Source organism: Psychrobacillus sp. FSL H8-0487 (assembly GCF_038008385.1).
Classification (GTDB): Bacteria; Bacillota; Bacilli; order Bacillales_A; family Planococcaceae; genus Psychrobacillus; species Psychrobacillus psychrotolerans.
This window is the reverse complement of sequence record NZ_JBBOZA010000001.1, coordinates 3493277-3505597: the sequence shown is the minus strand read 5'-3', so window position 1 is coordinate 3505597 and position 12321 is coordinate 3493277. Positions and strand designations below refer to the sequence as shown.

The 12321-nt window shown below is 36.0% G+C and carries 13 protein-coding genes; 6 read left to right on the top strand and 7 right to left on the bottom strand.

Going from position 1 to position 12321, the window contains the following annotated elements:
• Window positions 1-90 precede the first annotated feature (90 nt).
• Window positions 91-846, bottom strand: coding sequence for a type I 3-dehydroquinate dehydratase (gene aroD / locus MHI47_RS17865; RefSeq protein WP_340831737.1), 756 nt, complete (start codon window positions 844-846; stop codon window positions 91-93).
• A gap of 67 nt (window positions 847-913) precedes the next feature.
• Between aroD and MHI47_RS17860 the strand changes: the two genes are divergently transcribed.
• Window positions 914-1765, top strand: a complete 852-nt coding sequence (locus tag MHI47_RS17860) for a GNAT family N-acetyltransferase (protein ID WP_340831736.1) — start codon at window positions 914-916, stop codon at window positions 1763-1765.
• A gap of 112 nt (window positions 1766-1877) precedes the next feature.
• On the top strand, window positions 1878-2897 hold the full coding sequence (locus tag MHI47_RS17855; RefSeq protein ID WP_340831735.1) for an STAS domain-containing protein: 1020 nt from the start codon (window positions 1878-1880) through the stop codon (window positions 2895-2897).
• 80 nt (window positions 2898-2977) lie between these two features.
• Here MHI47_RS17855 and MHI47_RS17850 read toward each other — a convergent pair whose 3' ends face one another.
• A complete protein-coding gene (locus tag MHI47_RS17850; RefSeq protein ID WP_093537451.1) occupies window positions 2978-3550 on the bottom strand; it encodes a hypothetical protein in 573 nt (190 codons plus the stop codon).
• Between the two features lie 93 nt (window positions 3551-3643).
• Window positions 3644-4486 (bottom strand): TetR/AcrR family transcriptional regulator, encoded by an 843-nt coding sequence (locus tag MHI47_RS17845; RefSeq protein WP_093537452.1) that lies wholly within the window; start codon window positions 4484-4486, stop codon window positions 3644-3646.
• A 99-nt stretch (window positions 4487-4585) separates the two neighbouring features.
• Between MHI47_RS17845 and MHI47_RS17840 the strand changes: the two genes are divergently transcribed.
• Window positions 4586-7675: an efflux RND transporter permease subunit gene (locus MHI47_RS17840; protein WP_340831734.1), complete on the top strand. Its 3090-nt coding sequence runs from the start codon at window positions 4586-4588 to the stop codon at window positions 7673-7675.
• Window positions 7676-7948: 273 nt separating this feature from the next.
• Here the strand turns inward: MHI47_RS17840 and MHI47_RS17835 are convergent, their stop codons facing one another.
• Together MHI47_RS17835 and MHI47_RS17830 are read right to left on the bottom strand one after the other, a co-directional pair.
• Window positions 7949-8995 (bottom strand): DUF4097 family beta strand repeat-containing protein, encoded by a 1047-nt coding sequence (locus tag MHI47_RS17835; protein ID WP_340770674.1) that lies wholly within the window; start codon window positions 8993-8995, stop codon window positions 7949-7951.
• Window positions 8988-9311, bottom strand: coding sequence for a PadR family transcriptional regulator (locus MHI47_RS17830; RefSeq protein WP_093537455.1), 324 nt, complete (start codon window positions 9309-9311; stop codon window positions 8988-8990). Before MHI47_RS17830 ends, MHI47_RS17835 begins: the two co-directional genes overlap by 8 nt.
• 151 nt (window positions 9312-9462) lie before the next feature.
• Between MHI47_RS17830 and MHI47_RS17825 the strand changes: the two genes are divergently transcribed.
• Both MHI47_RS17825 and MHI47_RS17820 read left to right on the top strand, forming a co-directional pair.
• The gene (locus MHI47_RS17825) at window positions 9463-9792 is read left to right on the top strand and encodes an MGMT family protein (RefSeq protein ID WP_093537456.1); all 330 of its coding nucleotides are present in this window, start codon (window positions 9463-9465) and stop codon (window positions 9790-9792) included.
• A gap of 20 nt (window positions 9793-9812) precedes the next feature.
• Window positions 9813-10241: an NUDIX hydrolase gene (locus MHI47_RS17820; RefSeq protein ID WP_093537594.1), complete on the top strand. Its 429-nt coding sequence runs from the start codon at window positions 9813-9815 to the stop codon at window positions 10239-10241.
• 275 nt (window positions 10242-10516) lie between these two features.
• Here the strand turns inward: MHI47_RS17820 and MHI47_RS17815 are convergent, their stop codons facing one another.
• Window positions 10517-11272 carry a MerR family transcriptional regulator gene (locus MHI47_RS17815; RefSeq protein ID WP_340831732.1) on the bottom strand — a complete coding sequence of 252 codons (756 nt, stop codon included), beginning with the start codon at window positions 11270-11272 and terminating at the stop codon, window positions 10517-10519.
• Between the two features lie 115 nt (window positions 11273-11387).
• Between MHI47_RS17815 and MHI47_RS17810 the strand changes: the two genes are divergently transcribed.
• Window positions 11388-11978 (top strand): histidine phosphatase family protein, encoded by a 591-nt coding sequence (locus tag MHI47_RS17810; protein WP_340831731.1) that lies wholly within the window; start codon window positions 11388-11390, stop codon window positions 11976-11978.
• A gap of 47 nt (window positions 11979-12025) precedes the next feature.
• Here the strand turns inward: MHI47_RS17810 and MHI47_RS17805 are convergent, their stop codons facing one another.
• Window positions 12026-12184: a hypothetical protein gene (locus tag MHI47_RS17805; RefSeq protein ID WP_175496279.1), complete on the bottom strand. Its 159-nt coding sequence runs from the start codon at window positions 12182-12184 to the stop codon at window positions 12026-12028.
• Between the last annotated feature and the right edge of the window lie 137 nt (window positions 12185-12321).

Genomic DNA, 12321 nt, shown 5'->3' with positions numbered 1-12321 from the left:
CTTTTCTAGTAGAAAAGGGTGGGGTTTTATTAGTATTTAATGATGAATTTCTAATTACCGGTGGTGACTCCTGCACAATGAGAACAGCTGCTACTCTTGTTTTGTATGTATTAACCCTAAAATATATTTAAGGTCAACGGCTGGAATTTGCCCTGGAGCAGAAGAAGCTACGCCAGAACCAAATGTTGCGGCGGAGCCAAAAACTTCTCCAGCGAGTCGACTAATTGCACCAGTAGAAGCCATAGCCATAGTAATAATTGGACGGTCTGCATATAAGGAGTACATTGTGTAGGTTGCATCTAGCAATGTCAGAACATCTGTTGGATTGTTTGGCATTACAGCAATTTTAGGTATATGTGCATCTAACTCTTGCATTCTTTTAAGTCTCCATATGATTTCTTCCTTGGCAGGAGTCTTTTCGAAGTCGTGATTAGACATAATGATGAAAAGGTCCGTTCCTTTTGCTGCTTGCATTATTTCCGTCACTTTCGGGGAAAACAACTCCACGTCTATCAAATCAACTTCTTTTGTTTTCATCACTTCTACTAGAAGGGTTTCGTAGTAGGAGTCTTCTATTATTTTACTTCCACCTTCACGATGTGTTCTAAAAGTAAATAGAAGAGGGGTTGGATATAGTACTTCTCGCAATGTGGATAGTGTTTTTTTTACTTTAGTAATATCTTCAATTTCCTCTAAAAAGTCAGCTCGCCATTCAATAATTTCGAAGTTAGTTTGTAGGCTTTTTATCTCTAAAAGAAGCTCTTCTATTGTTCTTCCTATAAGGGGAACAATGACTTTTGGAATACCTATTCCTATATGGATGTCTCGAATTGATACAACTTTCATAAAAGTATACCCCTCCTTAGTGTTTTAAGTTATATTAACATACAAAGATATAGAGGAGGTCAATTATATGAATTTTCAGCATTATGAAAGTGTAGAGAAATTTGCGGGCAAAGTAACACCTTTTTTGGAAACAAACGAGGATAAGTTCAGCTTATTTCTTGGTGTTTTAAACGGGATAAGAGCTGGTGCATACAATAATCCTTACATGGCAACTATTGAAGAGGAAGGTGAGTTATTAGCAATTTTTCAAATGACCCCTCCTCATCCCTTAAATATTGTATTTGTAGATAAAAAGCATATATCTGCTTGTATTGACTTATGTACCGCAGAATTGATTAAACATTCCATACGAGTAGAATCCATCATCAGTGTAAAGGAATGGGCTATTATGTTTGCGGAAAAGTGGAAAGAAAAAACAGGAGGAACATACTCTTTCATGATGGATCAAGGACTTTATAGACTGGACCAAGTAGAGGAGTCCCTTAAAATGAGTCCAGGATCATGGCGTTACGCAACTCTTAACGATGCACTTCTAATAGAGAAATGGTATAGCCAGTTTGAACGCGATACTGGATTATCAACGACAGCTCCAGTAGAAATAAAAAAACGAGTGAATAAAATGTTAGAGGGTAATGAAGTCTTTCTTTGGGAAAACCAAGGGGAAGTTGTATCCATGATGAAAAAGGCTAGGCCAACAAAAAAAGGGGTTACGGTTTCACTTGTTTTTACACCAGCAGAAAAACGAGGAAAAGGGTATGGAAGAACTGTGGTTGCGGCAGGGAGTAAAGAGTTATTAAAGGAATTTGAGTTTTGTGTGTTGTATACAGATATGCTCAATCCAACCTCCAATAAAATTTATCAGGAAATTGGGTATAAGAAGCTAGTAGATTCTGTTCATTTGAAGCTGGAAACTATATAATTTTGTCCTTTTATGCCTTGTAGTAGTAAACTAAATTTATAGTAGAATCTCTTTTTGTGTAGGAAGTTTACTGGTACATACATAATTTCGAAAATATAAAGGGGTCTTATAAATGGACAAACAGGCAGGTATTGATATAGGTGGAATTAGTTTTAACTGGGATCTGGAAAAAGGGGAGTTTCTATTTGAACAACAGGACGCTGTTCTTTTCTGGGTTTCCTCTGCGATGAAATCCTTCTTCGATACAATTGAAGAGGTTTCTGGGGATGAAGCATCAAACTTAGTTTTTGAAGCTACAGGATTTCGCCAGGGGATAGTGGTGGGTGAGTACTTTCAAAATATGAAAAACGTAAGTGTTACAGAAGCAGTTGGTCTTATTACAAACACATATTCTTCCGCTGGCTGGGGATTAGCTAAAGTAGAAAATCTAAATATCGAAGAAAAGACTTTCACTGCAAAATTTAAAAATAGCTGGGAATACAAAATAAATAAAGCGCAAGAAAAGTCGGTGGGAGGAAAATACATGCCTGCTCATTATGCTGGCATATTCTCTGGACTTCTAAATGAAAATATGTGGTATGAGGTAGTAAAAGATCAAATACAAGGTGATGAATTTACAGAAGTAAAGTACTTCCCATCTACTATTACAGTAAATCATAATATTGGTCAGCTTGCTCGAAAAACAGAAATGGATGAGATTCTTCATTTAGAAGCAGTAGTGGAGGATAAAGTAAGGGACTTAACTGAATTAGTACAGGAACTCTCATCACCTATTATCCCCGTGTTGGATGGAATAGTTGTGGTACCTTTGATTGGTAAGTATGATGAAGACCGTTCAGAAGCATTACTAGAGAAAACATTAACTAATTTACCTTCACACAAGGCAAAGTATGTAGTACTTGATTTAACAGGACTGAATGAAAATATCAGTCAACATACAGCGAGTTTTATCGAAAAAATCGGGTCAGCTTCCACTTTAATAGGTGTGACGACGATACTAGTGGGTATCTCCCCGCAGTTAAGTATTATTATTACTCAGTCAAATGTTCAATTATCTAACTTCGATTGCTTCCAAACATTACAGCACGGTATACACTATGCGTTAGCGCAAATGGGAAGAAAGATAATTTAATCTTTATTGTCATACAAAAAGAGCTAGACAAAGTTGGGGTAAAGTAAGTACCCTTTTGTCTAGCTCTTCGTATTTCCTTATCATTTTTCGTCTTTATACTTCTGCCTTATTTCTTCTTGAGTTTCTTGGTATTCTTCTTCAATATCGGTTGTCTTGTATATAAAAGGTTCATGGTTGTAATCTGTTCGTTTTCCATAACGAAGCATTTCGTATATGATCATTCCATTGTTTGGCATCCCATTTATAGTTCTCATAGGAATAATATCGAACAAAACATAATAAAACGCATAAAACACAAAGCGATCCCAAAATGTTCGATATTCTTCTAACAGACCGTTTGCCAATAACGCGTTTAGGACTAAAGCTACCGACAGATTCATCAGAATAGGACCTGCGTATATACATATATACGCTAGTTTACTTTCTCTTTTTAGAGCATCGTATGAAAACCAACTAAATAGATGATAATGTTTTCGTACATCAATTATCCAAAATTTGAAAAGTCTAGGTCCAGATCCAATAGTCAATCTGGGGTTCTTTACACCGAAAATCTCACTTACTATTAAATAACCCGTTTCTCGCAAAAATATAACAATAGGCAAGATGATAAAAGCTGAAATTATTAAAGAAAGCAAATCTGAAAAACCAAACATTTTATCTCAACTCTCTTATTATTTGAAGTGTTGTGTATAAAATACCCGATTTATGTCAGTACGAACCTTGTAATAATCTCCAATAAAGCATGCTTATTTAATAGAGTTTAACTTTAAATAATTACGGAGCAAAAATGCAATCCATTTACAATTAGGGTAATCTTGAATATTTTTTAACAGGCCTTCTACTAGGGCGGGACTAAGAGAGGGCTCCAATAAATGCTGTTTTAACAAACTCAGAGACTCTTGTTCAAGTGGTTCTTCCGCTTCATTTAAACTTTGTTCTAGAACTTCTAACAATTGATCGTTTGTAATTTCTGTTTTAGACAACCGTCTGAGCTGAAAAATTTCTTTAGTGACAAATGGAATGGTGACCTGGGATGCAAGTAAATTTGTTTTTTCAACTAAAGATTGTGCAAGTTGTTCCAAATCTACCGGAACATTGTTGAATAATATCAACTCTGAATAGATACTTATAAAACCTTTAATACAATAGACTAAATCATATTTGGTGTTTTCGATTCTTTCTCCAAATAACTTTTCTGTCATGGTTAGGATAGTTTTCTCTAATAACTTATCATAATCATGAAACTTTAATACAAGCTCGCTATTAAAAGAATGTGACTGCTCCTTCATTAAAATTTTAGCGAAATTTGAATGTTTTTGGGAGGCTTGAAACATTGTAAAGTAAAAATTATATAATGATAATTCATTATTTTGCATGTTAGTGACCTGGTAGTCAGTATTTGAAATCATTTGACTCATAAATTGATCGATTAATGCTACTATCAATTCGTCTTTAGATTTAAAAGACAAATAAAATGCTCCTTTAGAAATACCGCAACGTTCTGTAATTTGTTGAACAGAGGTTGGTTCGAATCCTTGTTCTGCAAAAAGCTCTAATGCTCTTTCCATAATTAACTGTTTTTTACCCATTTAAAACAATCGCTCCTAGTTCATATTGTTGACAACTGACTAATTAGTCATTATTATAAGTAATTGAGAAATTAAAGTCAATTAGGGGTAGGTGTAAGTGTGAAAGGTTTAGTCAATTTTGTTCTTCAAAATAAATTAGCGGTATGGTTACTTACAATTATTATTACTGTATCGGGTATTTATTCTGGAACACGTATGAACATGGAAACAATTCCGGATATTTCCATTCCATATTTAATGGTTATGGATGTCTATCCAGGTGCAACACCTGAGCAGGTTATGGAAGACGTATCCATGCCTTTAGAAAAAGCAGTAGAAAACCTAGCAGGAGTAAAATCCGTATATTCAAATTCGAATTCTAATATGGCTAGTATTCAAGTAGAGTACGAGTATGGCGAAGATATGGACGAAGCAAATCGAGCTTTAAAATCTGCATTGGAAGCTGTTAAATTACCAGAAGGTGCACAGGAGCCAATCGTCACTGCTATTAGCTTGAATATGATGCCTGTTGTGGCGTTAAGCGTTAGTAGTAAATCAGAGGACATTGTAGAGTTAGCATCTACAGTTTCAGAGCTTTTAGTTCCTAAAATCGAGAAAATCGATGGAGTAGCCTCTGCAACTATTGCAGGTCAGCATATCGAGGAAGTTGAGCTTACGTATAATGAAGCAAAAATGACTGAGTTGGGTTTAAAAACAGACGACGTCAAGCAAATGATTCAAGCAAGTGATTTAGCTGTTTCACTAGGCCTTTATGAATTTGAAGAAGGCGAAGAAGCTATTTCAGTAGATGGTAAATTCATGACTTCGGATGAGTTAAAAGAAATGCTGATCCCAGTAACACCATCAGCAACAAACCCATCTCCATTTGTGAAACTTAATGATATTGCTACTATTGAAGAAGTAGGAAGAGTTCAATCTGTATCCCGTACAAACGGAGAAGATGCAATTTCTGTTCAGATTGTTAAAGGGCAGGAAGCAAATACAGTTGATGTTGTTAATAGCGTGAAAGAACTGATTAAAGAAGAACAAAAAAATATTGATGGTCTTGTTATTGATATATCGTTAGACCAAGGTGAGCCAATTGAAGAGTCAGTCTTTACAATGATTGAAAAAGCTCTATTTGGTGGATTGATTGCTGTATTAATCATATTACTGTTTTTACGTGATTTTAAATCTACGGTAATTTCAATCATATCTATACCAGTGTCTATATTCATGGCATTACTATTATTGAACTGGATGGATATTACGTTAAATATTATGACCCTCGGAGCTATTACAGTTGCGATAGGACGGGTAATAGATGACTCCATTGTAGTAGTGGAAAATATTTATCGTCGTATTCACTTAAAAGATGAGAAGTTATCTGGTCGTGCACTTGTACGTGAAGCGACTATTGAAATGTTCAAACCAATACTATCTTCTACCTTAGTTACGATTGCAGTATTCGCACCGTTACTATTTGTTGGTGGCATGGTCGGAGAATTGTTCTTACCTTTCGCATTAACGATGTCGTTTGCACTTTTGGCATCTTTACTTGTGGCAATTACAATCGTTCCAGCATTGTCTCACTTCTTATTTAAGAAGAAATTATATGGTGAGAAGAAAGAAAGTAATCATAAAGAGGCTGGTAAGCTAGCAAATGGGTATAAGCGTATATTGGAATGGACGCTAAACCATAAAGTAATTACTTCTATTGTTTCTATTGTTTTACTGGCTGGAAGTATAGCATTAACTCCATTAATCGGTTTTAGCTTCTTAGGAAGTGAAGAAGAAAAGGTTATGTATTTAACATATACACCAGAAGCTGGTGAATTAAAAGATGATACATTAGCAAACGTTGCTGCAGTAGAAGAAGAGTTATTAAAGCGTAAAGATATCGATATTCTTCAACTGTCTGTAACAGATAGCGATAGTATAGATCCAGCGGCTGCGATGATGGGTGGCGGAGCAGGTGGTGCATTAATGTACCTTATCTTCGATCCAGAAATGGAAGATTTCCCAGGAGCTCGTGAAGAAATTGAAGAATACGTATTTAATCTTGAGCAATCAGGCGAGTGGAAGAGCCAAAACTTCTCCGCTATGTCAATGTCTTCAAATGAAGTTAGCTACACATTCTACAGTGAAGATTTAAACAAATTAGATGAAGCTGTAAAAATGGTAGAAGATGTAATGAGTAAAAATGACGGTTTAGAAGACGTTTCTTCTAGTACTGAAGATGCTTATGTCGAATATACATTCAAAGTAGAGCAGGATGAATTACTACAATATGGCTTAACGACAGGCCAAATTGTCATGATGTTAAGTCCAACAAATACAAAAGATGTATTGACGACTATTGAAAAAGAAGGCAATACATTAGATGTAGTAGTTCAACAAGAAAAAGCAGAACAACCAAAGTCTGTAGATGATATTTTAGCTACAGAAATTCCTACAGCATTGGGAACAACAATGCCTCTTTCTGAGCTTGTAACAGTAGAAGAAGGAACAACGCTTAATACGCTTGCACGTAGTAAAGGGGAGTATTATGCAACTGTAGCAGGAACAATCCTTGGAGATGATATCTCAGTCGCAACATCTGAAGTAGATAAAGCAATTGATAAATTAGACTTACCTAAGGGTGTTGAAGTTGGTGTTGCTGGTGTAGCAGCTGACATGGAAGAAACGTTTACACAACTTGGAATTGCAATGCTTGCGGCTATCGCAATTGTTTACTTTATCTTAGTTGTAACATTCCGTGAGGGTGTAGCACCTTTTGCTATCCTATTCTCTTTACCGTTTGCAGTTATCGGATCATTCGTTGGGTTATTGATCGCAGGAGAAACTATTTCTGTATCGGTAATGATGGGTATGCTCATGTTAATAGGAATCGTAGTAACAAATGCAATTGTATTAGTGGACCGAATCATTCATATGGAACGTGATGGTATGAGTATGCGTGATGCAATTCTGGAAGCTGGGGCAACTCGTCTTCGTCCAATTTTAATGACAGCAATCGCAACGATTGGTGCATTAATACCGTTAGCAATAGGTTCAGGTGGCGGTGGATTAATCTCGAAAGGTCTTGGTATTACGGTAATCGGTGGTTTAACAAGTTCAACGTTATTAACATTAATTGTTGTACCAATCGTTTATGAGATTTTATCGAAATTATTCAAGAAAAACCGTAAAGAAGTAGAAGAAAACTAACAAGAAAAGCACAAGAGCCTTTGCAAGCCCCGCAAGTGTGAAGCGACTCGAGGGGCTAGGCGTTGAAGTCTGGACAAATAGAAAAGTTTTATTTCAAAGTCCTTCAAGACATTCGTTGTCTTGAAGGGTTTTTTTCATTAAAAAATTGTCTTTAGCTGGAATGTTGAACAGTTTAGTTGGGGAATTGATCTTGTTCGTTAGAATCGTTTAATACTTCCAATATATAAAAGGAGGAGAATCCATGACGTTAGTCACGAATCTCCTCCTTTTTGTTCATTCAAACACAGGTACTTTCTTCTTCTCAACTATAATTTTTCCGTTATCTGAAGAAAGGCGTACTTTGTTTGCACCTGCACCAAATACAGTGCGAGAATTTTTTTCGCCGAACACACTTATTTTGCCATAATCCACTTTTGTATGAATCGATACATTTGTAGGATCTGTTTCTGTTTCTACTAATATACTTCCGTTATCCGTTTCCAAATCAATCATTCGATCCAAGCTAGTAGTTAATAGCTCGATTCTGCCATTATCTGTTTTTCCTGTAATACTGCCGTTAACATATTGCATCATAATTCTACCGTTATCGGTCTCCGTGTGAACTTGCTCCGCATCAATATTTTGAAGTTCTATTCTGCCGTTATCCGTTTCAGCGGTAAGTTTATCAGCTTGAATTTTCTCCATTTCAATCCGTCCATTGTCCGTTTCTGCTACTAGAATAGTTGCAGCAAATTCTTTCAGTCCAATACTGCCGTTATCTGATGTTATCTTAATATTCTTCCCGAGTATTTTTTCTGCACGAATACGGCCATTATCGGTTTTCATGATTACAGTCGTATACAGTTTTTTAGGTAGAGCAACGTTTACTCTTAGTTCTTTTATTAAGAATATGAAACTAAAAAATTTATACTTTTTAGTTTTTAACCGAATCGATAATGTGTCGTTTACTACTTCAGCTGTCAATTGTAATTTGTCGTTTTCTCCCACTAACTCGATAGTTGCTTCCTCGGTATCTGAAGAGGTCACGTGTAATGAACCGAAGTCGATATCCATCATTACATTCGAGAAATTTGCATGAGGTACTTTAATGATTTTATTGCTCGGTGTAATTTTATCTGGAATTTGAATTTGGTTTTCGGAAAGCTCCTCTGCAATTTCTTTTGGAGATCCTAAAGAAGCTGCGATTTCCCTATCAGATTTTCCATCTTCTCTTCCATTCGAGAAATACTCTTTAATATCAGAAAGAATATCGTTTCTTTCCTCAGCGGGTAAGCTTGTTAATGCAAGTTCTAATTCATATAAAAATTGTTGCTCAGTCATTTTTTACACCCTCTTCAATTAGATTATTTACACCGTTAGTAAAACTTTGCCATTCTATTATTTGTTCATGTAGGTAGGAGCGACCTAAGTCAGTTAGCTTGTAATATTTACGAGGGGGTCCTTCTGTGGACTCTTGTAAATACGTTGTAAAATAGCCTTCCTTCGTCAATCGTCTTAATAATGGGTAGACAGATCCTTCCGATATTGAGATTTGATCGGATATTTTTTGAACTAGCTCATATCCATACCGATCTTGCTTATCCAATAAAACAAGCACACATAAATTTAATACTCCTTTTTTAAATTGAATATTCATCTTTTCTTTCCCCCTGACACTACTAGTTAATGTACAGTACCTTGGATAGAATATAACATACGGTATTATCTTATGCAAGGTACTAGACTAAATATAGTTATAATTTTATAAATTGTCAGTTATAATAAGTTGAAATGAAAGGAGTTGCATGATGAATCCTTTTACTGAAAAAGCAATTCAAATTATAAAGTCTATCCCGCAAGGAAAGGTAATGACGTATGGCCAGATTGCAAAAGTTGCAGGAAGTCCTAGAGGAGCAAGACAGGTAGTTCGCGTTTTACACTCCATGAGCGCCAATTATAATCTTCCTTGGCATCGTGTTATTAATGCAAAAGGAGAGATTGTGATAGCTGATGAAGAATCGGCATACTCACAAAAAGCCATGTTAAAAGAAGAAGGGGTCAAATTCCTTGCCAATGGACGTGTGGATTTGAAGGAATCACGTTATGATCTTAATGTAGCGGAGGAAGATTGGATATAAGAGAGAGGGAGTGAATGCTAATGTTTAGCTGGAAAGGTGCGGCTGGTATTTGTGTAAATGAACAGAATGAAGTGTTGATGGTACTTCAAGCGGCTCCAGGAGAAGAGAAGAAATGGACAGTTCCGTCTGGGACGCTTGAAGAGGATGAAACGATAGAAGAATGCTGTATAAGGGAATTTGTAGAGGAAACGGGATTTGTAGTAAAAACATTGGATAAAATACATAACAAAAATGGTGTTATAAGTGAACATGGGATTTCCTATTCTGTAGAATACTTTTTAGTAGAGATTATAAGTGGAGAAATTACGATTCAGGATCCAGATGAGTTTATTCATGATATTGCTTGGAAGTCACTGGAGGAAATTCAAACCTTGGATTTAGCTTATCCAGAGGATATCCACATAATAGAGAAAGTAATAAAAAACGCGATGGATGAACTTCCAAACTAAATGGAGGTTGGATAGTATTAAAATTGGATTAATAATTATCTGGGCTGTTGTTTTTCTATATTGATTAAATATCCTCGATATAGAGAAAAGTTTGTTCAATTATATCATAGCTTTCTTTTTGTTACTGGTTGGTGTTTATGGTATAGATAAGTTATTCAGAGGATATCCATATTGGTCGAAAAGTAATAAAACGTAGGTGCGAGACAACTACCCATACAAGTCGATTGGTTCAACTAACAAACAGTGGGGATGAATAAACCCCACTGTTTGAAGTTTTACTTTATATAAATTACAATTGCATCTCGTAAAAATTTAGTTGCACCTGGATGTACTTTATCATAATAAGCTGTAAAACGTTCATCTGCGACATACATTTCAGCTAGGCCAGCGTGAGCTTCTTTAGAGTACTGATCCCAGTAAAAGCAAAGCCACTGTTTATGATAATCTGCCGCCTTTTGAGCTAGTTCCCCGGCAGGATCTCCGGTTTTCATAGCAACTTTTAAGTTGGTAAACAGTTGCTCCTCTAACTTCTGTACTTCTGCATACTGCTCTTCGGTCATATTTTTTACTTTTGCATTAGATGAGCTTACAGCATTTTCTCCGTATTTTTTTCGTATTTCTTTACCGTATTTTTCCTCATTGTCATCGATAAGCTTTTGTTTAAAGCCTTCAAATTTTTCTTTATCTGTCATGTTTGCCTTCCTTTCCGTATGTTCAATCGATTTATCCACATTGTTGATAAGTGTGTCTAATTTTGCTCTTTTTTCTAGTAATTTCTCCCGATGTTGTTTAAGTGCAGTAGTTCCATCGAATGTAGGGGAAGTTAGGATTGCTTTAATAGTATCTAAACTTACATCAAGTTCGCGATAAAACAGAATTTGCTGCAGACGATTTACTTCAGTAGCCCCGTATATACGGTAGCCGGATGAATTGATGCGTGCGGGTTTAAGCAGACCAATTTCATCATAATACCGAAGTGTCCTAGTACTAATACCAGCAAGCTGCCCAAGCGTTTGTACTGTGTATTCCACTTCATTACCTCCTCATACATTTAGCTTAAACCTTGACGTTGCGTGAAGGTCAAGCGATATTTGTTCAACTATTTTACTTTGAGTATAATAAAACAATAAGTAAGGGGGAAATTTCATGACAACGATAGGGTTTGTAAGACATGGAGTTACAGCTTGGAACAAAGAAGGTAGGGCGCAGGGCAACACGGATATACCGTTAGATGAGGAAGGAATTCATATGGCGGAGCGCGCAGCAACAAGAATACAGAACGAGGAGTGGGACGTTATATATACAAGTCCGCTCATCCGTGCGAAAAAAACAGCTGAAATTATTGCGCAGAAATATCTAAGAGTCGACTTTTACGAAGATAAACGCTTAGGGGAAATTGGCGGAGGTATTATAGAAGGTACGACTGAAGAGGAACGGATTGCAAAGTGGGGACCGGCCTGGAGGGATTTAGAACTGGGGTTTGAAGCGGAAGATGTAATTATATCTCGTGGAATGTCCTTTATAGAAGAAATAAAGAAAAAACATTTAGGTCAAAGAGTACTTGTAGTTAGTCATGGAGGCTTTATCAGTAGATTATTATACGCTTTAGTTCCAGATGGTGAATTTTCTCGGGATATCGGTAACACTGCCATTACAATTGTAGAACTCAAGGATGACGAAAATGTTTGTCATTTATACAATTGTATGAAGCATTTAGAGGTGAAGGAAGTACGATAATAGGAAACGCCCTTAAGTACTTACTACTGAAGGGCGTTTTAGGTTATTTATTTGTCTTTTTCTAATTGTTCAATTGGGTCAGGATTCTTATTTGCAGAAAGGTTAGTTAAGTCGACTAGCCCTATAACAGAATTACCTTCCTCTGTTTCTGCTGGTCCGCAAATACCCGTTTCTATATCACATATCATAGCATCTTTAATGGACATAACTATTCCTCTTTTCTAGTTTTAGTATTTATCTAGTACTATATTGGAGAAATACAAATATATCAAACATAATGCAGTTAAATTAACGATATATTGGTTAGGCTTATGGAAGTAGAGATTACATCATCATTTGTTTG

Coding starts and splice junctions, on each gene's coding strand:
- aroD (WP_340831737.1), bottom strand. CDS start 846: ATGAAAGTTGTATCAATTCGAGACATCCATATAGGAATAGGTATTCCA.
- MHI47_RS17860 (WP_340831736.1), top strand. CDS start 914: ATGAATTTTCAGCATTATGAAAGTGTAGAGAAATTTGCGGGCAAAGTA.
- MHI47_RS17855 (WP_340831735.1), top strand. CDS start 1,878: ATGGACAAACAGGCAGGTATTGATATAGGTGGAATTAGTTTTAACTGG.
- MHI47_RS17850 (WP_093537451.1), bottom strand. CDS start 3,550: ATGTTTGGTTTTTCAGATTTGCTTTCTTTAATAATTTCAGCTTTTATC.
- MHI47_RS17845 (WP_093537452.1), bottom strand. CDS start 4,486: ATGGGTAAAAAACAGTTAATTATGGAAAGAGCATTAGAGCTTTTTGCA.
- MHI47_RS17835 (WP_340770674.1), bottom strand. CDS start 8,995: ATGACTGAGCAACAATTTTTATATGAATTAGAACTTGCATTAACAAGC.
- MHI47_RS17830 (WP_093537455.1), bottom strand. CDS start 9,311: ATGAATATTCAATTTAAAAAAGGAGTATTAAATTTATGTGTGCTTGTT.
- MHI47_RS17825 (WP_093537456.1), top strand. CDS start 9,463: ATGAATCCTTTTACTGAAAAAGCAATTCAAATTATAAAGTCTATCCCG.
- MHI47_RS17820 (WP_093537594.1), top strand. CDS start 9,813: ATGTTTAGCTGGAAAGGTGCGGCTGGTATTTGTGTAAATGAACAGAAT.
- MHI47_RS17810 (WP_340831731.1), top strand. CDS start 11,388: ATGACAACGATAGGGTTTGTAAGACATGGAGTTACAGCTTGGAACAAA.
- MHI47_RS17805 (WP_175496279.1), bottom strand. CDS start 12,184: ATGTCCATTAAAGATGCTATGATATGTGATATAGAAACGGGTATTTGC.